Source organism: Micromonospora sp. CP22, assembly GCF_009712475.1.
Classification (GTDB): domain Bacteria; phylum Actinomycetota; class Actinomycetes; order Mycobacteriales; family Micromonosporaceae; genus Micromonospora.
The window spans coordinates 31,875-55,352 of sequence record NZ_VCJO01000010.1; the positions used below are offsets into that span (position 1 = coordinate 31,875).

A 23,478-nucleotide genomic window follows, 5' to 3' on the forward strand; every position below is an offset into this window, starting at 1 on the left:
CAGGTGCTCCGGTGAAGCGGGCGCTGCTGATCGGGGTGGGCAGTTACGTCAACGAGGCGCTGCCCACCCTCGACTCTCCCGCCAGCGACCTGAAGGACTGGTCGCGGCTGTTGCGGGATCCGACCCTCGGTGCCTTCGACGACGTACGCGACCTGCTGGACGCCGACTCGCACCGCCTCCAGATCGCCCTCTACGACTTCCTGACCAGCGCCGACCCGCACGATTTCCTGCTCGTCTACTACTCCGGCCACGGCCGGTTGCATCAGGGCAACCGGCTCTACCTGACCGCGACCGACACCGACCCCGAGCGGTTGCCGCCGACCTCGATACCGACCGACGAGTTCCGGCACTGGATCGACGAATGCCGGGCCGGCGAACTGGTGCTGATCCTGGACTGCTGCCACGCGGGGGCCTTCGGCGACCTGAAGCAACGCGGCGACCGCAGTCGCATCGTGGTGGTCTCCGCTGGGGCCACCGAGTTGGCCCACGAGGGCGACGGCCACAAGCAGCACGCACTGCCGTCGGCCTTCTCCGGCCCCTTCCTGGAAGGGTTGCGCACCGGAGGCGCCGACCGGGACGGCAACGGGATCATCAGCGTGCGGGAGGCGTTCGAGTACGCGGCCGTACGCATGGTCGACCGGGAACGCCGCCAGACGCCCCAAATGCGTGCCGCCGGGGTCGGGGACCTCATCCTCAGCAACGCGCCGCGTCGGCCCGAGCTGATCCCGGCGGACCTGCTGGCGCTCACCCACAGCCGGCTGGTGACGGCCCGGGTGCTGGCCGTGGACGAGTTGAGCAACTGGGCGTACGGCCACCAGCGCAGCCGGGAACAGCTGGTCGCCGCCGTCGAGACGCTGGAGACCCTGGAACGGGATCCGGCGGAACGGGTGGCCGAGCGAGCCCGCCAGGCGCTGTCGGGACGGCTGCGACACACCCGGGACGGGATGGCGGAGGATCTTGGTCCGCCGGAGCCGCCGGGCGAACCGGGCTGGGCCGCCGGGAGCACCTTCTACGAGGTGAACGTCCGGTTCTTCTACGACTCCGACGGCGACGGCCACGGTGACCTGCGGGGCCTCACCGAGAAGCTGGACTACCTGCGCCGGCTCGGCGTCGACTGCCTGCTGCTCAACCCGATCATGGCAGCGGCGACCCCGGGGGACGGTCGGGCGGCGGCCGACTTCGAGGCCATCGACGAGGGACTGGGCGCACCGTCGCACCTGCTGGAGCTGCTCAGCCTCGCCCACCGGCAGGGGTTGCGGGTGGTGCTCGACCTGGTCCTCAACCACACCAGCGACCAGCATCCGTGGTTCCAGGCGTCCCGCAGCGACCCGGCGGGGCCGTACGGGGACTTCTACGTCTGGAGCGACACCGGCGACGACTACGCCGAGGCCGACGACCCGTTCGGCAGCCACGGCGCGGGATGGACCTACGACAGCCGACGCCGCCAGTACTACTGGCACCGCTACGGCCGATCCGAGCCGGACCTGAACTACGACTCGCCCGACGTACGCGCGGCGATGCGCGACGTGATGGACTTCTGGCTGCGCCAGGGCGTCGACGGGCTGCGGCTGCTCACCGTCCCGTACCTCTTCGAGCGCACCGGCACCTCCAGCAAGGGCCTCGACGAGACCCACAGCTACCTGCGCGAGCTGCGGGCCTGGCTGGACACGGCGTACCCGGACCGGATCCTGATCGCCTGGAGCGAGGACTGGCCGGAACGCGCCGCCTCCTACTTCGGCACCGACGAGCACCCCGAGTGCCACCTGGTGATGTACGCCTCGCTGATGCCGAGCCTGCTGCTGGCGATGCGGCGGGAGGCACACCGCCCGGTGTCCCGGGTGTTGGCGCAGATGGGCGACCAGCCGGACGACCGGCACTGGGCGGTGTTCCTCCGCAACGGCGACGAGATGCCGCTGGGTCTGCTGCACGAGCGGGAACGCGACGACCTGCTGCACGCGTACGCCCCGCTGGCTCGGATGCGCGGCGCGACCGGCATCCGACGCCGCACGGCCACCCTGCTCAACGACGACCGGGGGCAGCTGGAACTCGCCTTCGCGCTGCTGTTGTCGATGCCCGGCGTTCCGGTGCTGTACTACGGCGACGAGATCGGCATGGGCGAGAACCTGGCGTTGCCGGGCCACCTGGCGTTCAACACCCCGATGCAGTGGGCTCCGGACCGCAACGGTGGCTTCTCGGCGGCCCAGCCGGAGAACCTGCCCGCGCCTCCGATCCACGAGTCGATCTACGGCTACATGGCGGTGAACGTGGAGAACCAGCTCCGCTCGCGTTCGTCGCTGCTGCACGTGGTCGAGAGGCTGATCGAGACCCGGCACGCCTGGTCGGCGTTCTCCCGCCCAGGCTGCCGGATCGTCCGCTCCACCAACCCGGCGGTCCTGGCGTTCCTGCGCGGTGAACCCGGCGACGAGGTGCTCTGCCTGTTCAACTTCTCCCGCTACCCGCAGACCACGGCCCTGGCCCTGACGTCACACGTCGGTCGGCGGCCACGCGAGGTGATGGGCGGTGCCGAGTTCCCGGTCGTGCCGGAGTCGGGCGAGTACGACCTCGGCATCGCCGGTCACGGTGTCTTCTGGCTCTCGATGGCGGGGTGAGCGCCGACGTGCTCCAGCTCGGCCTGCACGGCGCGGGCCCGGGTGAACCACCGGCGGTCCGGGTCACGACCGGTCTCGTCGTGCGTCGGCGGGCCAGATGACGGTGGTGGGGATGTCCCGCTCCCGGGCCCAGCCGACCGTCCGGTCGGTCGACGCGTCGTGGCTGCCCGGTTCGCCGTCCCAGACCGCCAGCAACCGTTGCACCCGCAGCAGCAACTGCCGGTTGGCGGCCACGTAGGCGGCGGTGCCGGACGTCCGGTGGCCGGTGTGGATCACCTCGGTCGCCCGGGCGAGCAGCTCGTCGAAGGCGGCCCGGCGCGACGGGGTGATGGTGTCCCGGTAGTCGGGGGCGGGCAGGATCACCTCGTACGTGCCGGCGCAGTCCAGGACCACCTGGGCGAAGATCTGGTCGGTGCCGGCGGCCAGGCAGGTGACCCCGTGCACCGGCCGGTCGCCGATCCGGCGCAGTTCGGCACGGATCGCCTCGGCGACCAACCGCTCGGTGGCCGGGGTCAGGTTGATGTGGCCGGTGACGCCGACGCGTACCGGTGCCCGATCAGGCGGCATCGGCTGCTCCTTCCCGCTGAGCGGGAACCGTGGGACTCAGCCGGATCAGCTCGAACCCGCTGTCGGACAGCACGTCGGGCAACGTCCGGATCTCCTCCCGGTTCTGTTCCTGCACGGCCGGGGGCAACTCGTCCCACGGCCGCAGCAGGGGGTGCCGGCGGCGGGCGTCGTCGCGCGGCTCGCCGTACGTCCAGCCCTCGGAACGCCGCTCCCGGCACCACCGTTCGTGTTCGAGCCGGGCGAGCTGCTCGATCCGGTCGTCGATGGCCCGGCCGGCGGCCGAGGCGTCACCGGCACCGCCGTGTCGGGGCGCCACCACGCAGCCGAGGTTCAGCAGCTTGGCGGCGATGTCCTGGACGTGGCTGCGGTTGGCGCGGCGCAGCGACTCCGGCAACCGGGACCAGGGCACCATGGCGGGCGCGTCACCGAGGCGTACCCCGGCTCGCTGCTGGGCGTACAGGTATCGGATGTGGATCTGCTGGGCGAGCCGTTCGGTGAGGTCCTCGGCGATCAGCCGGGCGTCGCACGCCTGCGTCAGCACCGGATACAGCCGCAGTTTGCCGTGCACCTCGTCGAGCAGGTCATGGCGGGCGTCACCGTGGAAGGCGGCGGCGAGCGCCGCCTGCCGGTAGACCGGCACGAAGACGGTGCTCCGCGCGCCACGCCAGAGCGCGGGAGTGTCCAACGCGAACCGCAGCCCGCTGATCTCGTCGGTGGCGCAGATGTAGATGCGGTCGTAGCTCGCGGCGACGAACTGGTCGAGGCCGACCATGCCGTCGATGGTCAGGTCGTACGCGGCCAACCGGCAGACCTGGTCGAGGAACGGGTAGCGGGAGGTGGCCAGGGCGAGTTCGGCCCGGGCGTCGGGTGCCACCAGGTCCACCCGCAGTCGACGGTCGGGTCCACCCTGGTCGACCTGGCGGGCCCGCCAGTGTCGGGCGGTCTCCACCAGCAGAGACCGGCGGAAGCTGCCGTCACCGGCGATGAGGACCGCGGTGGGGCGGTCGGGGGCCGACGGCAGCGGATGGTGCCGGTGCAGCGCCCGGGCGGCGATGTCGTCGACGTGGAAGTAGTCCAGCCGCAGCCGGCTGGACCCGGCCGCACCGAGCCGCCGGGCCTGCAACGACAGACACATCTCCGGGTCGTGGACCTGCACGTAGACCCGGGGCGGGTGTCGCCGGTCCTGGATCAGGTGGTTGGCGGTGTTGGCGATCGCGTGATTGCGGTCGTCGTCGTCGGTGCAGGCGTAGACGGTGTGCGCGCGGGGCAGGCCCGCGCCACGCAGCACCTCCTCGTTGGTCGGGTCGCCGACGACGCCGAGGTAGCGGCGTCGTCGGTACTCCAGCGGCCCGAACGGCTCGGAGCGTACGACGACCACCCGGTCGCCGTCGGCGTACAGCCGGTCGGCCAGCATGTGCGCGAACTGGGAGTCGCCACAGACGACGGCGTGGTCACTGGCCCGTCGGGCCCGGCGACGCCGGATCTCCGCCGCCAGCAGCAGTCGACCGGCCTCGGCCACCGCCAGCAGGGTGAACAGCGGGGCGACGAACCGGGCCACCTGCAACTGCCACGGATAGGGGCCCGGCTCCTCGAAGAGTTCGGCGCTGAGGAAGAACAGTTGCAGGTCGTAGTAGAGGATGTCGTACCGGTCGCCGATGGTGTCGGGGCGTACCTGCGACAGCCGTTCCAGGCCGACATAGCCGAGCACCGAGGCGACCAGTCCGATCACGCCGAAGACCAGCCGCAGCCACCACGCGGCGGGCCGGGTCGTGCCGAGGGTCGGTTGGGTCATCGCGGGGCTGCCGCGACCCGCCGGTGGTGCGGCCGCGCCCCGGGCCGTTGACGACCAGGTCGCCGCCCCAACCACCGGATTACGACCATGCGGGCCATGTTATTGGACGAAGTCGATCACCAGGGTCGGCGACGTGCCGGGCGGCCGGGTGGTTTTCGCAGGTGACGCCCTTTCTTCGAGGTCGAGCTGTCGGGGTTCAGCTCGACATGACCCGGGCGTGCAGGTCGGTGACGACCTTGCGGGCGGACTCGAACGCCCCGGCCTGCCAGGCGATGTAGTGGCTGAGGTGGTCACCGGCGAAGTAGACCCGACCGTCCGGCTCCAGCAGCCGGCCGTAGTGCCCGTTGGTACGCGACGGCCAGGACACCCAGCCGCCCTCCGAGTAGCGGGTGCGTTCCCAGGCCACCGAGAACGAGGTCTCCAACTCCGTCCGATACGCCTCGCCATGGATCTTCACGCCCTGCGCGACGGCGCGGGCCTCCCGCTCGGCGTGCGTCAGCGCCGCGTACGCCTGTGCGTTGGCCCCGAAGTTGTAGTAGCCGACCACCACGCCCTTCGCGCCGTGGTACCCGTAGGAGGGGTACCAGATGGTGGCGAGGTCCAGGTTGGTGTTGGTGATGCCGGAGTAGATGTTCTCGTCCTGCTCCCACCACCGTCGCCGGTACTGCAATCCGATCTTGCCGGTGGCGTTCGGGACCGGGTAGGCCAACGCGTCCCGGACCGGCTGGCTGAGATTCGACGGGATCTTGGCCAGCACCTGCGGTGGGATGGTGCAGACGCAGAAGTCGGCGGTGGCGGTGTGCGGCCGCCCGCCCGGTCCGTCGTAGACCACGGTGACCCCGGAGCCGGTGTTGGAGATCGAGCGCACCGCGGCGCCGTAGGTGATGAGGCGACGGCCCACGGCCTTTTCGAGGGCGTACGCGATGCGGTCCATCCCGCCGACCGGCTGGAACATCAACATCGCCTGGTCGTAGCCGAACTCGAAGGAGATGTACCGTCCGATGCCGCTGGCCAGGACGTCCGTCAGCGAATACGGGGCGAGTTTCGGAGTGCCCGCCTCGAAGCCGGCGCCCGGCTCCACCAGGTAGCCGCGCCGGTTGGTGCCCGCGTACCGCCAGCTGGCCGCCGGGTCGCCGGCCACCCGGCCGCCGATCGCGCCGAAACCGCGCAGGAACTCCAGCAGCCGTTCCTTGTCCTCACTCGTGAGGTACGTGTCGAGGGCACCCTGGTCGGTGGCCTTGGCGAGCAGTTCGGAGACGTACCCGTAGACGTCCGCCTTCGCCTCGCGGTGCCGGATCGGTCGACCGGACAACGCTCCGGCGTTCTCGTTGACGTAGTAGGCGTCGGCGTTCTGGTTGCCGAAGATCTCGATCGGCACGCCGAGTTCCCGGCAGTAGTCGAGGGTCACCATGTGCTGGGCGATGCGGGCCGGACCGGCGTTGAGGTACTGGCCGTCGGCGAAGCGGGCCCGTTGGGTACGCCCGTCCAGATCGGTCTCGGTGGTGCCGCCGCGCACCGTCCAGTTGCGCCCGCCGGGCCGGTCGCGCGCCTCCAGCAGCCGCACCCGGTAGCCCGCCTTGCCCAGCTCGTACGCGGTGGCCAGGCCGGCGATGCCGGCCCCGAGCACCAGCACGGACTTCGCCGAGCGGCCGGTCAGCGTGAAGTCGGACCGGTTCGGTGCCTGAAACGGTGGTGCCGCCTGCGCGGCGGGTGCCAGCCCGAGGGCACCCATCGTCCCGTAGAGCACCCCGGCCCCGCCGGACACCCCGACGGCCTGGAGGAACTGTCGCCGTGTCGTCGGTATCGTCACCGCCACCTCCCGCACAAGATCGATATCCGACGATCTCAACGGTGGGTTTCATCAATGCATCACTGTTGTTACACGTCGAGCAACGGCCCGGTGCGCTCGATTCCGCCGCCAGGTCGTCTCGGCGCGGCGATCTCACGGACGCTCAGACCGGCCCGTGTCCCCTCCCCGCCGGTCAGGTGGGGAGGGGACACGGGCCGGTCGGTCAGGCGGTGACCAGCGGGTCGTGGACCCGACCGAGGAACAGCGGCACACCGGTGACCCGGTCGTTGATGATGTACAGGAACGGCCGGTTCACGAAGAACTGCGGCCCCTGCGGGATCGACGGCGGCCGGACGATGACCGCCGACGCGGCTGCCGCCTCGACACCCTTCTCGTCCACCCCGATGTACGTCTCGTGCACCACGTCGTCGATGCACAGCGCCGGGTCGGTGGTGCTCATCCCGGTGAAGTCGGCGTGTTCCGTGAAGGCCGTGGGCATGCCGAGGCCGCTGAGCGCGGGGCCCAGTTGGGCCGGCAGGCGGAACGTCCACCGGGGCATCCGCAGTTGGATGTCGGTGTACTGGAAGCCGGCGAACAACGCGCTCAGCCACGCCCCGTCGATGTTGGCCTCGACGGTGGCGAGGTCATCCTGGTACGGCATGACGATGGCCATGGCCAGCCCGTCACCGGCGAGCGGCACGTTGACCGCGCGCCATCCGTCGCCCAGGACGTACCCCATCCGGTCGAACGGGCCGCGCATCATCGGCACCTGGACGACGGTGCCGTCGTCCCGGGTGAACGGTTCGTCCACCGTGGCCGTCAGGGCGAACGGGTAGTACCAGGCCGCCTTGAGGTAGGTCGTGTTGGTCAGCACCAGGCTGGTCTCGACGTTCACCGCGCCCGGGATCAGCAGCTCTGGGATCTTGTCGTTGGTCCGCTCGGACACCCAGGTGTTGATCTCCTGACGGGCGGCCTCCGGCGCGCCACGGAAGTCGACCGGGTGCGGCAGGGCACCGTAGTAGCCGGCCAGCGTGTCCTGGTAGGCGGATCGCAGCCCCAGATCGAGGCGGGTCCACACGGCGTTGGCCGTGATCATCCGGGGCTGCCGCGTGCCGTCGCCATCCTGGAACCGCTCGGCGAGCGACTGGTCGACGGTGTTCAGGCCGCTGTCCAGCGCACCTGGGCGCGGATGCGGCGCGTGCAGCACGGCATCCATCTCGTCGGCCGTGGTCGACCCGGCACCCGCCCTGGCCATCGCGAGCGCCAGTTGGACCGAGTAGGGCGCGCACACCACGTTGCCGCCGACCCGGTTCTCCGCCAGCGTGCGGTACAGGTCGGCGGTGAAGCCGCACACCGCGTTCGCGGCGGACTGCATCGTTGCCGGGTCGGGAGGCACGCGGGCCGGGACCGTCGATGGTGACGATCCGCCGAGCCAGGGATGACGTGGGGCGGTGGTCAGGGCTGCCGCCGCGAGCGGCACAGTCTGGAGGATCGATCGACGCGAAACCATGTTTCGACGGTATGTCAGCCACCGGGAAAAGCGCCAGATCTATCGAGAGTGGACTATGCCTTATTCATGACCACAACCTCACCACCGAGCGGGTGAATCAGACCGACAGAGGGGCGACTCCTGTCGCATCGCCGTCAGGAGCCACTTTGTCAAGTGATAGGCGTCTATGCTTTGAGTGTTCCGGCACCCCGGTCATTGCCATCCACGGCACACGGGAAGGTGACCCATGCCCGTCAACCACGCCCCGGTCAGGTTTCGCCCCCGACGGCCAGCGAAGGTGCTGCTCGCACTCGGCCTGCTCCTGGGCCTGGTCGCCAGCACCGCGCTGGTCAGTCCCGCCTCAGCGCGAGACGTCACGGCGTCGTCCGCCGACCCCCTCTGCAACTCCTCGGGTTTCAGCCAGCCGCCCGGCCCCCTCACCCCGATCGCCCTGACCTGGTCGCACATCGGCAGCCGGAGCAACAGCGGCACCACCTACCGGTACTGGATGGTGCAGGAGGTGTACACGTCGACAGTGGTGTATCGAAACAGCTATGTGGTCCGATGCTCCGGCACCACCCTGCTCTCCACCACCCTGATCCCGACGAACGGCGGCTTCGGCACCCCCTACTGCACCAGTTCCGGCGACTACAACCCGCCGGCATCGTCGACCACCGCACGGTACGTTGGACAACGCACCTCCCGAGAATCGGGGTTCATCGGCGCCCTGACGTTCCGATACTGGCACCGGGAATGGCTCTCGGTCGCCACCCTGAAATGGGTCTACGATTCCAGCTACGTCGTACGGTGCTGACCCACCGCGTCCCGCATCCCAGGGTCGGTGTTCACGGTCGCTGACGCTGGACGAGTCGACTGGTGAGGAACGGGCTCGGCGTGCCGTGCCAGAAGACCACCAACTCGTCCCGAGGGCGGGTGGCGGCGACGAACAACAGGGAACGGTCTCGCTGCCGTTCACGCTGATACCGCTTCGGGTCGGTGTCTCGGTACCGGTTGATCATCTGCCGGGGTACGAGACCGTCGCTGACCCCGGCGATGATCATGCGCTGGTATTCGAGGCCCTTGAACCGGTGCATGGTGCCGACATGGACGCCGTCGGGCTGCTTCGGGCCGTCGGGGCCGATCTCCACGGCAGGCAGCCCCTCGGCCTCCAACCGGCTGATCACGTCCGCCGCCAGCTCCCGTGTCGGTACGCAGATCGCCACCGAGCCGTCGACCGGGTCCTTCCACGCCCGCAACTGCGCGGCGATCAGATCCCGCTCCTGAGACCAGGTCGAGGCTCCCCGGAACACGGGCCGGGCACCCCTCAGCAGCGAACGGTAACCGGCCAGGTTCTCCTCGCCACCGTCCAGGTCGTCGTACACCTCGCCGGTCATGATCTGCAGGGCGTCGGCCAGGATCTGCCGGGTCGTCCGGTAGCTCAGGGTGAGTCGGGACGAGCGACCGCGGATGTTGATGCCGAGGCTGCTCAGCGTCACATGGTTGTCGTAGATGCGTTGGTGGGTGTCGCCGGTGAGGAACATGTCGTCCGGGCCGGGAGCGACCATCGCACGCAGCATCTTCCAATGGGCAGCGCTGAGGTCCTGCGCCTCGTCCACCACGACGTGCCGGTAGCGTGGGCGGTAGGAGGCGCTTGAGGACTCTCCACCGCCCGACGCCCGGTCGATCTCCAGACGTGCCGCCCGCTGTGCCACCTGCCGCCAGGTCCAGACGCTCCGGGTGTCGAGCCAGCTGGTGAAGCGCTCGGTCACCTGCCAGACCTGATCCCGCTCGACCCGGGTCAGACTCCGACCGCGGTTCGGGCGACGCGCCTTGAAGTAGTCGTTGCGCGAGTTGAGCACCTGGCCGAGGATGACGTGAGTCCACTCGGCCGCCAGGAACTCCGCGTCCCATCCGGATTCACCGGTCTCCAGCAGGAACTCGGCCCACAGCTCGGCGACCCGGCTGTCGTCGACGACGCGGCGACCACCGGCAGCCTTCGCCTCGGCCACCACGCGGCTGGCCAGCCGGTCGATATTGACGATGTCGACCCGTGCCACGAGTTCCTGTCCACCGAGGGCGAGTAGTCGAGTCCGCAGGTCAGCTGCGAGGTTGCGGTTGAAGGTGGTCAGCAGGATGGGCTTGTCGGTGCCCGGTGGAAGCTGCCGGGCAAGGTGAGCGACCCGGTGCAGCGCGACGATGGTCTTGCCGGTGCCGGGACCACCGCCAACCCGGGCCGGGCCGTTGTACCTCTTCTCCACCAGTTTGCGTTGAGTCGGGTGCAGGAAGATCTGCCACCGTTCGAACGCCTCGCCGATAATCGCCTGTAGCGCCTCGTCGTCCGAGGTGACCTGGGTGGCCGGGCGCCTGACCGCCGACTCGAAGTCCTCCGGGTCGATCGGCTCGTCGGCGCGGACCGGATCGGTGACCTGCTCACGCACCACCTCGTACGGGGTGCCGTCGAAGAGTGCGAAAAGCACGTCGGTGGTGAGCTGCGGGGCCCGGTCGAGCAGCTCCAGCAGGTCGGTCTCGCTGACGAGGTCACGGATCTGCGGCAGGAGCGGCTCGGAGACACCCAGCTCCAGCAACTGGGCGTCGGTGTACGCGTCGAAGAGTGGTTTGCGCGCGGGCTCCGGCTCGGGCTCCGGTGGCACCACCCGACCGACGATGCTGTCGCCGACCGGTGCCAGGTCGACGACCTCGATACCACCGGTGACCCGGTTGATCCGGTACGCGAAGCGCGACAGGTCGTCGTACACCTCGCGGCGATGCTTGACGGCGACGAGCAGGTAGTCGCGGGCGGCGATGTGCAGCAGCAGCGCCCGGTAGTCCCGGTTGACCCGGGCGGACATCAGCCGGGAGTCGCCACTGAGCGCCTTCAGTTTGAGCCCGGGGTTGTCCGGGTTGTGCCGGAACTTGTGCATGAACTCGTAGACCGCACCGATGTCCGCGCGGGTGAGCTTCATGACCTCCTTGTCGGCCCGGTCCAGCATCCGCAACGTCGCCCCGGCGCTCATCGGTTCTCTCCCCCATCCACGGCAAGCTGTGCGGCCAACTCCTCGACCGACCATTCGCGGGCGGTCCGCACGTGCCAGCCCGCCTCGGCGTACGCCCGGTCCCGGTCCTCGATCTCCGGATCACCGGACGGCCCGGTCAGCACGATCGCGACTCGCTGCTCGGGCCAGGCCAGTTCGGCCTGCCAGCCCTGGTCGCCCAGCTCATAGCCCACCACCGGGGTCGGCAGGTTCTGCCGAGCGAGCTGCTGTACGAGTGCCTCCAAGGTGCCCTCGTCCGGGTCCACGTAACGCAGGACGTCCCGCCACGGTGACGTGTCGTCGACCGGTGCCGCTCCGGTCGCCGCCGGCTGCGGAGTGGCGCCGAGCCACGTGGCGGTCTCCTCGTCCAGTGGCAAGGCGCGCTGAGTGAGCAGCAGACCGGTTCCTTCGGTGACCGCCAGCGACGCCGGGTCGAACGCGTCCAGGTCAGAGGTCGCGAGCTGGCCACCGTCTCCCCCGCCGTGGCCGAGGAACTGGATGACGTTTCCCCAAGCGAGCCAGGCAGCCCACCGTTCCTTGTGTCCGGCCTCAGCGACCGCGGCCGGCAGGTCGTCGACGACGGTCAGCGCCGACCAGGTCGGCAGTGGTTTACGTCGGCCGTCAACGATCACGGTCACCGCGCATCCGGCGTTGTCGTGGGCGCGGGCCACGATGATGTGTCGTTGCGCGGAAGGCGCCGGCAGCGGTGCGCCGCGCAGCGAGGCGAGCAGCCGGTCGCCGACACCGGCGGAATCGGTGGGGCTGTTGTCCCTGGCCTGCTTGAGCAGGCCCGCCAACACCGCCTCGGCCCTGCGCTGCCACCGGGTGAGGTCGGGGTCGGCGAGGAACCGCATCAGCTGCGCGATCGGGTTGACCCAGACGTTCGTTTCGAGTTCGTCCGGATCCGCGCCGGGCAGGAACTGCCGGTACCGTTCCCGGGCGACCTGCTTGCAGACTCCGCCGTACGGTGTCCACTGCCCCGGGCCGTCCAGGTTTCCCCAGGTCTTGACGTCGTCCCAGGTGGCGGCGAAGACCAGGTAGCCATGGGCCCGTAGCCGAGCACGTTTCTGTGCGTCGTCGGCGAGACGGTTGTACTGCGGTGTCGCGTGGTACTTGAAGCCGTCGAGGTAGACCACCACCTCTGGCGAGGGTGCGTCGAGGCGTTGGAAGTGAACGTCCGGGCGGGTGCCCTTGACCGTGTTCTGCAACTTCATCTGCCAGTGGGTCACGCTGTGCCCACCGTTGCCGACGAACCTCAGGTCGGCGATGCGGGCACCATCGTGATCACGACGTCGATCGATGCGCAGCCCGGAGCCGGGGGTCGCACCGTAGGCGAGCAACTTGGTCAGGAACTGCAACTCCAGTTCGCTCTCCACCTGGTGGATGAGCGAGATCTCGTCGGTGCGGGTGCCCTCCTCGACGTCCCAGTTGTCGAGGAGCTTGTCGAGCATGCCGAGCGCCTCGTCACGGCTCATCAGCGCGAAGTGCTCGTTGCGGGCGTAGCGCAGCAGGCACCGGTGGCACACCGGCTTAGCCTCCTGCCGGCACTCGCAGTCGGCGATCCGCTGCCGGGCCAGCTCCAGCACGGCACGGAACTCCTCCGGCTTCGCGAGCCGGTGAAGGTATCCGGTGCCCTGCGGCTGGGTGTCGTAGACGACCACGAAGTTGCGGGTACCGTCGCTCTGCCCATCCGGCATCGTGGCCGGCACAGCCTGCAGGTGTGCCGGGTCGCCGCCGTACTGGGCGGCGATGCCGAGGCGGATGGCGGCGGCGAAGGACAGCAGCCGCTCCTGCACCATCGCCGTCGCCGCGGGGATGAGGATCCGCAGCGCCTCCGTTTCCAACTGGTGAGCGAGGATCAGGTCGACGTGGAGGTCGGGCGTCGCCGCCGCCCGCCGGTACGGACACCAGGGTCGGTGGTGTTCCCCGCCCGGCACGACGGTCGCGCCGGAAGCCTGAGCGGCCACGTGCTGGCTCGTGGTCGGAAGACCGTCCACGGTGGTGCCACCACACGAGGTGCAGGTGTGGAACCGGTTGATCCGTACCTCGTCTCCGGCGAACAACTCGGCCGGCCGGTCGTAGCGCTGTGCCCCCAGGTTGAAGTGACGGATCATGGCATGTCGGCTGTAGTCGACGCCGAAGGTGTCGTGCGCGTGCCGCCAGGACGAGTCGACCTTCGCCGGGTCGATGTCGACCGCGACCGTGGTGGCGTAGAAGCGACGGTCGCGGTCGTCGCTGTCGTCGCGGATCCGGGCGTCATCTCGCTTGTCGCGGCTGTAGACGCGGGTCGGCTGGAGCACGTGGAAGAGTCGTCCGTGGTCGGCGATGCCCCGGTCGGCGCAGCGCGGGCAGGCGCTGCTGTCCTCCTTGGCCAGGTGGGTACGCACATAGCCGCACTGGGCGCAGACCCGCCACTGCTCGTAGGTGGGCCGGTCGGGCGGTCCGACGTCGAGTCCCGAGATCTCGTGCCGGTAGCCACGGACGTAGTAGCTGTTACCCGGGGCGATCTCGACGAGTGCCGGGCGGGCCGGCCGCGCGTACTCCCGCAGTTCGCTGTGGAACCGCCGGTCACCGTCGGTCTGTTCCTCCCAGGTGAGGGTGGCTTCGAGATCGGTACGGCTGTCGATGAGGGCGTAGTTGGGAAGCAGCCCGAACTCGACGAGGGTGCTGTGCGCGGCAGCCGCACTCACCTCTCGCAGGCGGCGGCGGACCGCACCTTCCTCCGCCTTGAGCATCCTGATCTCGCGGGCATGGTCGGGGTCGCTCTGCACGAGTGTGCCCCGGGCGTTGGCGATCTCCTGGAGCCGCCGTCGCAGGTCGGCCAGCCGCTCCTCCCAGGCATCGTCGGCCTCCTTCACCCGGTGGACGACCCCGTCGATCGCGAACTCGCGCAGTTGGTCGGCAGCGGCTGGCAGGACCTTGTCGCCGAAGAGCGCCAGGAAGTCCTCGACCAGCCGCAGACCATCGCCGCGTCCGGCTTCCGCGAGGTGGGTGAGCCAACCGCTCGGGCCGAACAGCAGGTGCGCCCGCCGGGGCATCGGCAACACCCCGGGCAGGCGACCGCGAGCGGCCAGGTCGATCAGGTGGGCGAGATACTGCCGGCGCAGGATCTCCACCGCGGAGAGGAAGCAGCCGGGTGGCACGATCTGCCCGGCGATCATGTCTCTCGGCTCGGTCAGGTAGTAGCGGTCCCGCTCGCTGCGACCGACCAGGGTGAGTACGAGTGCGTTGCCGCTCTTGCGGCCGGCACGACCGGCCCGCTGCACGTAGTTGGCCGGACCGTTGGGCAGGGACGCCAGCACGACGGCCGAGAGCGCCCCGATGTCGATACCCATCTCCAGGGTGGGCGTGCAGGAGAGCACGTTCGGGTCGGTGTACCGCGCGCCGTCGCGGAACTGCTTCTCCACGGTTTCCCGCTGGGCGCGGGTGAGCATGCCGGTGTGTTCGCCGGTGACCACCCGGAACACGGAACTTTCCAGGTACAGCCGTCGGTAGTAGTCGTCCGGCGCGGTGTCGTCGTGGGCGGCTTGGAGCCGCCCACGGCAGCGGTACTGCCGGCACGGCTGTCCGACCCAGTCGGCGACCCGGTCGGGATGCTCGGTCTGCTGCCAGTGACAGGTGTCGCAGCCGACTCCGGCGCGTACGGCCTGCGCGTCGTCGAGCCGGGTGACGCGCAGGTGACCGGGCATCAGCCCGTACACCGTGTTGCCGTCCTCGGTGTCACCGGCAGCGACGATGCCGGCGGCGGCGAGGGCCGGGAGTAGGCGGGTGAGGTAGGTGGCGGTGTCGCCGAGGTCCAGGCCGAGGCACCGTGCCGTCCAGTCCTGGTACCAGTTGCCCCGGGCGGTGATGGCGTCGAACTCGGAGCGGGACTTCGAGGAGGCCAGCAGGAACGCCGGTGCCGACACCCCCCTCGGGAAGGCGGGCATACCGGCCGGACGGCCACCCCAGATCTGCCATCGGGCACCACCCCGACGCAGGTACGGCACAAGCCACTCGTGGTAGACCGCGCCTCGGGTCCGCAGCCGTTCCAGCATGCCACGGAGGAAGGCGAGGTAGCGCCCGTCATCCGGCAGTGCGGCACCGAGTTGCCCGGGACCGGTGAGGTGTACGTCCCGACAGATGGCGACAGCGGTTGCGGGGTCGTCGAGCGCGACCTCCACCGCGACGCTGCGGGTCAACTCCAGGGTGCGGCCCTGCCGAGCGCGCAGACCGGTCTCCATAACCGTGGCGAAGACGAGTCGCTCACTGATCAACGACCAGGTTTCCCGGCTGCCGGTGTGCTCACCGGCGAGCAGACTGTCGACGCCGGGCTGGTCGTGCAGGTCGGGTGGGACGACGGTGGAGAGGATCTCCGGCTTCACCGCCTCCTCGATCATCTCGGCGAAGAGGTCGTCGAGTCCGACCGGTTGCCCGGGTCGCAGTCGGCTGGCGAGCAGCGAGCGCAGGGAGAAGGCGTACGACCGGTTGGCCACGAAACCGGCACGGTGTGCGGCGTCCTGGACCGAGTCGTTGAACAGCAGCGTCTTCTTCTCGCGCTCGTCCAGCTCGCCGCCGGTGAAGAGCTGGGTGATCGCCACTGAGGCGAGGGTGGCCAGGCCGGCGCCGAGGAACCGAATGCCGTGATCCATCTGGCAGGACGGGCAGCGGTCCTTCTCGGCCGCGTCGATCGTGGACAGGTCGCCGAGTACGACGATCGCGTCGTCGCTCTGTTCCCGGTCGCGCTGCGGGTCGAAGGGGCGCACCCGGCGGCCGAACTCCAGGACGAGCAGACCGCTGGGCCGCTGCTCGATCTCGTCGGCGGTGGCGGCGATCAGCGCGCGGACCCGGCGCTTGTCCCGGCCCACGCTAGCCCGGTAGATCTTGTCGGGGTCGGTCTCCATCTCCTGCGGGTCGCGTTCCGGAGACAGGGCCATCCAGCCGGACCGGCCGCAGTGCCGACAGTAGACGGCGGGCAGCCGGGGGTAGCGGTTGTCGGCGACCACCGCGTCTGCGTCGGGTGCGTACGGGTCCAACTCCCGGGGTGCTTCCCCGTACCAGCCGAAGCCAGGCTGGTGGGAGGTGCCGCGCAGCAGCCGTGAGACGGCGCGTACCCACAGATGCGTCTCAATGTTGAGCAGAGGGCGGCCCGGCACGTCCGGGTTCTGCGCCATGGACAGCAGCCCGACGAACCGGGCGAGAGCCTTCACGGTGACCTCGGGTCGGCTCTTCATGGCGCTGCCCCAGCCGGTGGCGTTCTTGCGTGGCAGCACATCGATGATCTCGTGCAGGGTGCCCGGCCGGTCCTGGAGCGAGTCGAGCACCGCCTTGGTCAACGGGTGCTGGCGCAGCAGCGCACCGAGGCGGGTGGGTTTGTCGAGGCAGGGTTCACCGAGCACCATCTCGGCGACCTCGGCCATCATCCGCTCCGGGTCGCGGTCGTCGACGGCGGCGAGCTGCTCGGGGCTGGGCAGCGGCAGGTTGAAGTCCTGGTTGGTGATGAACTCGCCCGGCTCGTAACGGTCCTCGCCCACCAGCGACGTGGTGTCGAAGGCGACGCCGAAGACCTGTTCGGCGACCTCGCGGATCGCGGTGCGGCCGTCCCGGCCGCCGCCCTCGCCCAGGGTGGCAGAGGTGGCGACCGGGCAGATCGGCCCGAGCGGGCGGTCCGGCTGGGCCAGGCCGAGGGCGGCGGCGAGGCGCCGCAGCAGCATCGCCACGTCGGTGCCCTGCGCGCCGTCGTAGGTGTGAAACTCGTCCAACACCACGTACGCCGGCTCGGCGTTCTCCCACAGCGGCAGGTCGTCGGCGCGCTGGAGCAGCAGGTCCAGCATCTTGTAGTTGGTGATCAGGATGTCCGGCGGAGTGCGGCGCATCTCCGACCGCTTGGTGAACACGTGCGGGTACTCGATCGCGGCGACGTCGCCGATGTACAGGCCGGCGGTCACCCCGGCCAGCGCCGGATCGGACAGCAGCTCGTTGATGCGCTGGGTCTGGTCGGTGGCGAGGGCGTTCATCGGGTACAGCAGGATCGCCTTGACACCGGGTATCCCCTGCTGCCGTCGACGTCGGCAGTGGTCGAGCACCGGGATCAGAAACGACTCGGTCTTGCCCGAGCCGGTGCCGGTGGTGATCAGCGTCGGCTCGGCCGCCTTCCCTTTGGTCGACAGCCGGGCGAACGCCTTCGCCTGGTGCAGGTAGGGCGTGAAGTCGGTGGGGGCCCAGTCCAGGCACGCCCGCCAGTCACCCTCGGCCGGCCGGAAAGGGGTGCGGATCCGCAGGTACGGGCCACGGAAGATGCCCTGCTCCGGGTGGGAGAGGAAGCCCTCCAAGCCCTGACGTACGCCCTCTTCGGTCAGGCCGAAGGTGGTTGTCAGGTACTGGGTGAGGGTCCGGCGCAGGGTGTCGGCGGCAATCGTCGGCCTCATGAGCGAATCACCCGGCGCATGCTACTCACCCCTCACCTGCGCCGAACTGGTCGACAAGCACGATCACGGCACGAGTCAGATTCACGACACCTCCGGTGCAAGCCACGCGGATCACCGTGCAAACCGAACCAGAAGGAGCACGACCTCGGCCGATCCGGCACACAGGCATGGTCAGCCGCCTCTTCGCGCCGCGTTGAGTGCTGCATTACCCTTTGTAACTTGTCTTGATCACGTACCGAAACGATGAGGTGACAGCTTCCGATGGTCGCAGCGGCCGAGACCACCCTTCAGGGCCTGCTCGAAGGCGCGAAGCAATACCAGGTGCCTCTCTACCAGCGCACGTATTCCTGGCAGGACCATCAGCTGGAACGTCTCTGGGACGACATTGCCCGGCTCGCCGACGATCGAGCCGAGAACCCCAAGACGACACACTTCATCGGCTCACTGGTGCTGGCGCCCAGCCCGAACAACGGCCCGGCCGGCATCGGCGACTTCCTCGTGGTCGACGGCCAGCAGCGGTTAACGACCCTGTCCATCCTGCTATGCGCGATCCGTGATCATCGGGTGGCCACCGAGGGCGACGAGCATCGCGACCGGCTCAACGACCAATACCTGATCAACAAATACACTCCGCACCGCCGGTTGAAGCTTGTCCCCACCCAGGCCGACCTTGACGCCTATCTCGCCTGCGTGGACTCTTCAGCGCAGATCGGTGGGGGTGCCGTCGGAGCCGCATACCAATACTTCCGCGACCGGCTCAAGCCAGCCGACCAGGCGCAGGTGCAGCGTCTGGAGGACGCGGTGATCTTCGGGCTGGCCCTGGTTTCGGTCGTCGCGCACGCCGACGACAACGTCTACCGGATCTTCGAATCGCTGAACAACACCGGTCTCAAGCTCACCCAGGCCGATCTGCTGCGCAATTACCTGTTCATGCGCCTACCCAATCGCAGCAAGACCGTCTACGACGCGCACTGGCTGCCGTTGCAGCGGCGACTCAGCTCACCCGAGTTGGAAGTGCTGTTCTGGCTGGATCTCGTGCACACGGATCCACGGATCACTCAGGGCGACACGTACGCGCGACAGCAGGCCCGGCTCGACCGGCTCAGCACGGAGGACGAGATCGAGGCGGAGGTACGCAGGTTCGCCCGCCTCGGCGCACTGCTGGAACTCATCCTGCGCCCGGAGAAGGAGCAGGACCCGGACGTAAGACTCCGACTGCAACGGCTACACGCCTGGGGTACCACTACCGTCTACCCGATCCTGCTGCACCTGCTGGACCGTCGCAGCCTGGGCACCGCGACCAGTGCAGAGGTCGCGTCGGCGATGCGGTACGTGGAAAGCTTCCTCGTCCGGCGACTACTGATCGGCCGGGCCACCGCGAACATCAATCGCAACCTGCTCTCCATCGTCACGGAGATGGACAAGAGCCAGCCGGTTGACCAGGCGGTGCACGCCTACCTGTCGGCCGGTCGCAAGTACTACGCGACTGACGCCGACGTACGTCACGCGGTGCGATCGCTACCCTTCTACACCAACGGCCGCGCGTCGCAGCGCACGCTGGTGCTGCGCTGGTTGGAGCAGTCGTACGGCAGCAAGGAACCGGTCCTGCCCGAGAAGCTGACCATCGAACACGTCCTGCCACAGAAGATCGGGCCGGAGTGGCAGCGGATGCTCGCCGCAGACCTCGAACCGCATGAGAACGTCAACGAGGTACACGAGGCACTCAAGCACACCTTGGGCAATCTCACTCTGACCGGATACAACGTGGAACTGGGCAACAGCCCGTTCGCGGTCAAGCGGGTCGAACTCGCCAAGAGCGGCGTACGCCTGACCCAGGACATAGTCGCCTGCGAACGCTGGGGTCGACCCCAGATCCAGGCACGCGCCGACGCTCTCGCCGAACGGATCATCAACGTCTGGCCGGGTCCCACCGGACAGGCGACCGACCAGTCCGAGGTGCGCTGGGATCTGATGGACAAGGCGCTTTCCGCTCTACCGGCCGGGTCCTGGACGACCTATGGGGACCTCGCCGCCCTGGTCGGCACCGCACCGCAGCCTGTCGGCAACCGGCTGCGCAGCGTGCCAGCACCCAACGCACACCGGGTGTTGCAGGTCGAAGGAACAATGGCCGCTGGTTTCCGGTGGCCAGACGGACGCACGGACGACCCGGTCGCGGTACTGCAAGCTGAAGGGGTCATGTTCGACCAGCACGGTCGCGCCGACCAGACCCAGCGCATCGACCTTGACGAGCTGGCGCAGCTGGTCGGGTTGGCACCCGATGAACTGCCGCGGCGGATGCCCCGGCCACGGCCCGGTGAAGGGCAGTCACTTGCCGACCGCTTCGTTGAGCAACTGGGCCTATTGCAGGACAAGGCAGTCGTCGAGGCCACGCTGACGCTGCTTGAACACTGGATCGAGTTGGGCGGCACGCTGCTTTACGGCGGTGCGGCAGAGACGTCCTGCTTCCTCATGGCCCGTGAGCGCGGCCACCGGGACGGCGATATCTGGCCGATGACGCTCTACCCGAGCGGGAAGGTCGAGGTGGTATTCCAGCACTTGGCCAACCGCACTCCCTTCGGGGATGTCGCACTGCGGGAGCAGTTCCGGCAACGGCTCAACCAGCTCCCCGACGTGAACATCGCTGCAGCGAAGCTCGCTCTACGCCCTGGCTTTCCAATTTCGATCCTCGCCGACAGCACCACCACGACGGCACTCGTGGAACATCTGCAGTGGTTCTACGAGCAAGCGCATCTGTCCGACCGACCAGACGAGACGCTCGCGGCTCTGCAATGAACGTAGCCGAGATCGTGCCTGTCCTCAGACGGGAGTGCCGCCGAAGGTTATGCCGCCGTGGACGTCGCGTGCCTGCACCACCGGCCCGCTGACATCACCGGACACCGTGTTCGTCACGTCTCCGTGGTTGTCCTCGACGATCGCCTGGACCTCTGCGAAGCGTGCGCGGAACTCGGCACCGAAGGTGGCGTCACGGCGGGCCTCCTGGTGCAGGAGCGCCGCGAGTCGATGGACCGCGTCGGGGGTGGGTTGCCGTAGGGCGACCTCGACCGTTTCCCACGATGCGGCTTCCCGTCGGAACCGGTGCCGAAGGAAGTCAGTCAGCCCGGTCACGGCGGACCGGGCGCCCTCGGCAAGGTTGGTGGTCACCCAGGCGACAAGTGTGGTCGCCGCCGCGAGCATGAGCGGATCGTCCATACCGCGCTCCCCGGTTCGCCATGATGCTCGAAGTCAGTTACCGAATGTAATTCAGGGCTCTGAATGTTACTCTGAGTATCCAGATCAGCGCATCTTGAAGGGAGGCGTCATGAGCGCACGTCGGTGGGAGGCGGATCCTTCTGCCCAGCTCAGCCGTCGTTGGGGCAAGTCCTCACACGAGCTGGGCAACACGTCCGGGGACGGCAGTTGTCCCGACATCTGGGAGTTGAGCAACGGCGATGTTGCGGTGATCGGGCAGGACCTCACCGACAGCTACCGAGATCGCCTGCCAGAAGGGGTCTCCGTCGACCCCGGCGAGCGGCTTATCATCATCCCCCGATCGACCATGCTCGCCGCGAAGGTGGACATCCCTGATGCATGACCTCCTCGACGGAGACCCGGGCGAGCTGCTGGCCCTCGACGCCTACTGGGCCGACTTCGACAAGCGATTCTGGACGACCGGCCAGCCCGGCTTCTGGAAGCTCGAACGACAACAAACGTTCAAGGAGCCCAATGACGAGGGCTGGCAGGCGTTCGCCGCAGGCCGGTGGGACGAGTCGCTGCGGATTCTCGACGCCCGACGTTCTGAGTTTGAGGACTACTACCGGCGCATAGCCGACGGCGGGTTCGCCACTCGACGGGTGCGGGTGGTGCAACAGCCGCTGACGCCGTACCTGCAATGGGAGCTGCATGTGCTGCGGCTCCGCCACGAATACGGCGGCCTGACCCGCGTGGTGGGGCCCGACCGCGTCGTCGCCGCGGAGGTCGATGGCCCGCTGCCGGAGATCTACACCCTCGGCACCGACGTGATGTACGAGGCGATCTACGACGCCGACGGAATACTCGAAGCGGCTCGGCGGTGGCGGAACCCACGTGTGGTGGTGCGGTGCCAGGAGTTCATCGAGTCCCTTTACCACGACGGTGAGCCGCTCGACGAGTACTTCGCGCGAGTGGTAGCGCCGCTGGAGCCGCCACGCCTGGACTGAGCGATGACCGACCGGGGCGCGGAGGCACAAGAACCGGACGCACAAGGACCGGCCGGACGAGGACCGGGCGGACAACCGTCGGACGAGCGAGGACCGCAGCATGTCAACCGGTCAGCGCTGTCCGGGCCCGCCGATCTCGTCCAGGCTCGTGACGTGTACGGCGGGGTGCACTTCCACTCCGGAAACTCCTCGCCCACGCACCCGCCGCCCCGGCAGTTGCCCGGCGACGTGCGCGGCTTCGTCAACCGGGTCAACGAACTGGACACTGGACCGGCTGCTCGCCGACGAATCCGTCCGGGCCGCCCTCGTCGTCATCTGCGGCACCGCCGGCGTGGGCAAGACGGCACTGGCGCTGCGTTGGGCGCACGCCGTACGCCAGCATTTTCCGGACGGCCAGCTCTACGCGAACCTTCGTGGCTACGATCCGGGTCAGCCCAGCCAGCCGGAGCAAGTGCTCGACCGCTTCCTGCGGGCGCTCGCACTGCTGCTCTGTGACGGGGACCGGAGCACCGTCGCCTCGACGTGGGGTAACCGCCGTGACCGGGGTCGGACCTCGCAGCGGTGGAGCCTCCCGACGATCGACGAAGGCATCAGGAAGTTCGAGGAGATCGTGCGAAGGAAGTTGCGGCAGCACTACTACGTGACAGGTGTCGGCGGTGATCTACCGATCGACCGGGTCCTGGGCCTGTTGTCGCACGACGACCTCCAGGTCGTCAGCAAGGCCCTGCTGCGCCGCCTGGTGCGAGACGACGACTTCCGCCGACTCTTCGCGCAGGACGCCCACCTGTACACACCGGGGGTCGGGCATCCCATCGACCCGCACGGCGTCAGGCAGGAGGCCCTGTTCGACCTGTGACCGCTGCGCCCGGGCCGCCTGCCGGGCTCGCAGGATCAACCGGTTGCGAATCTGCGCGGGCGACAGGTCGAAAGCGTTCATCGAAGATCGTCCGTTGGCGCGGTCTCGACCGGCTCACCACCAGATGGTGCCGGGTCGACCGGCGTCTCGAACCTGCCGTGGTTGCGCCCGCCGACCCGGCCCGCGTCGTAGCGGCGCGCACGCTGGTTCCGACCAGGTGCCGCCAGCCGCCCTTCAGGCAGCTCGTAGACGAGCGCGCCGTCACACCGCGAGGTCACCCGCAACTCTGGTACGACGTGCTCGACCGCCAGTCGCCGGAACCGACCCGGCACGTCTCCGTCAGGTATCGCCTGCCCGGTCAGGTCCAACGCGACCCTCCCGGGCCGCAGGAACCACTTCCATCGTCGCCCCATGTCAGACACACCTCCCCGGCGCGATTCCCGTTCTTCCCGACAGCCCGTGACGGGCCGCGCGGCGGCCGGTTCGGGGGAAGACCCGGCCGCCGCGCTGTGGCCATCAAAGGACAGTACGCAGGGAAAACGCAACGTCTGACGGCGCAATTGCGCGCGTTTTCGCCGACTTTCTTTACCGCAATCCCTCGATGTTGCACAGATGGATGGCAGAGTGTTGCATGGCCGCCAGCAAACCCGCCGCAGCCAACCGCGCGTGGCCCGCACTCGGAAACGCCAATGCCCGCGCATGGGAATTGCGCGACGATGACTGCCGTCAGGGGTGTCTTGT

At 68.9% G+C, this 23,478-nt stretch carries 14 protein-coding genes; 6 read left to right on the forward strand and 8 right to left on the reverse strand.

What is annotated here, in order from left to right:
- Positions 1-11: 11 nt before the first annotated feature.
- Complete coding sequence (locus tag FF096_RS17460; protein WP_155219610.1) at positions 12-2,609, forward strand: alpha-amylase family glycosyl hydrolase; 2,598 nt, start codon at positions 12-14, stop codon at positions 2,607-2,609.
- A 63-nt stretch (positions 2,610-2,672) separates the two neighbouring features.
- Here FF096_RS17460 and FF096_RS17465 read toward each other — a convergent pair whose 3' ends face one another.
- The 4 genes from FF096_RS17465 to FF096_RS17480 form a co-directional block, all read right to left on the reverse strand.
- Positions 2,673-3,176 carry a hypothetical protein gene (locus tag FF096_RS17465; protein ID WP_155219612.1) on the reverse strand — a complete coding sequence of 168 codons (504 nt, stop codon included), beginning with the start codon at positions 3,174-3,176 and terminating at the stop codon, positions 2,673-2,675.
- Positions 3,166-4,968, reverse strand: a complete 1,803-nt coding sequence (locus FF096_RS17470; protein WP_155219615.1) for a RyR domain-containing protein — start codon at positions 4,966-4,968, stop codon at positions 3,166-3,168. Before FF096_RS17470 ends, FF096_RS17465 begins: the two co-directional genes overlap by 11 nt.
- Before the next feature lie 196 nt (positions 4,969-5,164).
- A complete protein-coding gene (locus FF096_RS17475) occupies positions 5,165-6,778 on the reverse strand; it encodes a flavin monoamine oxidase family protein (RefSeq protein WP_309223489.1) in 1,614 nt (537 codons plus the stop codon).
- Between the two features lie 202 nt (positions 6,779-6,980).
- Positions 6,981-8,267 carry a serpin family protein gene (locus FF096_RS17480; protein ID WP_155219621.1) on the reverse strand — a complete coding sequence of 429 codons (1,287 nt, stop codon included), beginning with the start codon at positions 8,265-8,267 and terminating at the stop codon, positions 6,981-6,983.
- Between the two features lie 226 nt (positions 8,268-8,493).
- Between FF096_RS17480 and FF096_RS17485 the strand changes: the two genes are divergently transcribed.
- The gene (locus tag FF096_RS17485; protein ID WP_155219624.1) at positions 8,494-9,060 is read left to right on the forward strand and encodes a hypothetical protein; all 567 of its coding nucleotides are present in this window, start codon (positions 8,494-8,496) and stop codon (positions 9,058-9,060) included.
- 31 nt (positions 9,061-9,091) lie between these two features.
- Here FF096_RS17485 and FF096_RS17490 read toward each other — a convergent pair whose 3' ends face one another.
- The gene (locus tag FF096_RS17490) at positions 9,092-11,260 is read right to left on the reverse strand and encodes a UvrD-helicase domain-containing protein (RefSeq protein ID WP_155219627.1); all 2,169 of its coding nucleotides are present in this window, start codon (positions 11,258-11,260) and stop codon (positions 9,092-9,094) included.
- Positions 11,257-17,685, reverse strand: a complete 6,429-nt coding sequence (locus FF096_RS17495; RefSeq protein ID WP_155219630.1) for a DEAD/DEAH box helicase — start codon at positions 17,683-17,685, stop codon at positions 11,257-11,259. The genes FF096_RS17490 and FF096_RS17495 overlap by 4 nt, the downstream gene beginning before the upstream one ends.
- 261 nt (positions 17,686-17,946) lie before the next feature.
- Between FF096_RS17495 and FF096_RS17500 the strand changes: the two genes are divergently transcribed.
- Positions 17,947-20,478 (forward strand): DUF262 domain-containing protein, encoded by a 2,532-nt coding sequence (locus FF096_RS17500; protein ID WP_155219633.1) that lies wholly within the window; start codon positions 17,947-17,949, stop codon positions 20,476-20,478.
- Between the two features lie 24 nt (positions 20,479-20,502).
- Here the strand turns inward: FF096_RS17500 and FF096_RS17505 are convergent, their stop codons facing one another.
- Positions 20,503-20,895, reverse strand: coding sequence for a hypothetical protein (locus FF096_RS17505; RefSeq protein ID WP_155219636.1), 393 nt, complete (start codon positions 20,893-20,895; stop codon positions 20,503-20,505).
- A 109-nt stretch (positions 20,896-21,004) separates the two neighbouring features.
- On the opposite strand from FF096_RS17505, the gene FF096_RS17510 reads away from it, so the two are divergent.
- The 3 genes from FF096_RS17510 (at position 21,005) to FF096_RS27505 (ending at position 22,737) form a co-directional block, all read left to right on the forward strand.
- Positions 21,005-21,277, forward strand: coding sequence for a hypothetical protein (locus tag FF096_RS17510; RefSeq protein ID WP_155219639.1), 273 nt, complete (start codon positions 21,005-21,007; stop codon positions 21,275-21,277).
- Positions 21,270-21,881, forward strand: a complete 612-nt coding sequence (locus FF096_RS17515; protein ID WP_155219642.1) for a DUF6879 family protein — start codon at positions 21,270-21,272, stop codon at positions 21,879-21,881. Before FF096_RS17510 ends, FF096_RS17515 begins: the two co-directional genes overlap by 8 nt.
- A 331-nt stretch (positions 21,882-22,212) precedes the next feature.
- A complete protein-coding gene (locus FF096_RS27505; protein WP_196222562.1) occupies positions 22,213-22,737 on the forward strand; it encodes a hypothetical protein in 525 nt (174 codons plus the stop codon).
- Positions 22,738-22,814: 77 nt separating this feature from the next.
- Here the strand turns inward: FF096_RS27505 and FF096_RS17525 are convergent, their stop codons facing one another.
- Positions 22,815-23,150, reverse strand: a complete 336-nt coding sequence (locus FF096_RS17525; protein ID WP_155219647.1) for a hypothetical protein — start codon at positions 23,148-23,150, stop codon at positions 22,815-22,817.
- Positions 23,151-23,478: the final 328 nt, after the last annotated feature.

What these genes read in the sequence shown, in the direction of transcription:
- FF096_RS17465 (WP_155219612.1), bottom strand. Translation starts at nt 3,176, where the DNA reads ATGCCGCCTGATCGGGCACCGGTACGCGTCGGCGTCACCGGCCACATC.
- FF096_RS17470 (WP_155219615.1), bottom strand. Translation starts at nt 4,968, where the DNA reads ATGACCCAACCGACCCTCGGCACGACCCGGCCCGCCGCGTGGTGGCTG.
- FF096_RS17480 (WP_155219621.1), bottom strand. Translation starts at nt 8,267, where the DNA reads ATGGTTTCGCGTCGATCGATCCTCCAGACTGTGCCGCTCGCGGCGGCA.
- FF096_RS17485 (WP_155219624.1), top strand. Translation starts at nt 8,494, where the DNA reads ATGCCCGTCAACCACGCCCCGGTCAGGTTTCGCCCCCGACGGCCAGCG.
- FF096_RS17490 (WP_155219627.1), bottom strand. Translation starts at nt 11,260, where the DNA reads ATGAGCGCCGGGGCGACGTTGCGGATGCTGGACCGGGCCGACAAGGAG.
- FF096_RS17495 (WP_155219630.1), bottom strand. Translation starts at nt 17,685, where the DNA reads ATGAGGCCGACGATTGCCGCCGACACCCTGCGCCGGACCCTCACCCAG.
- FF096_RS17500 (WP_155219633.1), top strand. Translation starts at nt 17,947, where the DNA reads ATGGTCGCAGCGGCCGAGACCACCCTTCAGGGCCTGCTCGAAGGCGCG.
- FF096_RS17505 (WP_155219636.1), bottom strand. Translation starts at nt 20,895, where the DNA reads ATGGACGATCCGCTCATGCTCGCGGCGGCGACCACACTTGTCGCCTGG.
- FF096_RS17510 (WP_155219639.1), top strand. Translation starts at nt 21,005, where the DNA reads ATGAGCGCACGTCGGTGGGAGGCGGATCCTTCTGCCCAGCTCAGCCGT.
- FF096_RS17515 (WP_155219642.1), top strand. Translation starts at nt 21,270, where the DNA reads ATGCATGACCTCCTCGACGGAGACCCGGGCGAGCTGCTGGCCCTCGAC.
- FF096_RS17525 (WP_155219647.1), bottom strand. Translation starts at nt 23,150, where the DNA reads ATGGGGCGACGATGGAAGTGGTTCCTGCGGCCCGGGAGGGTCGCGTTG.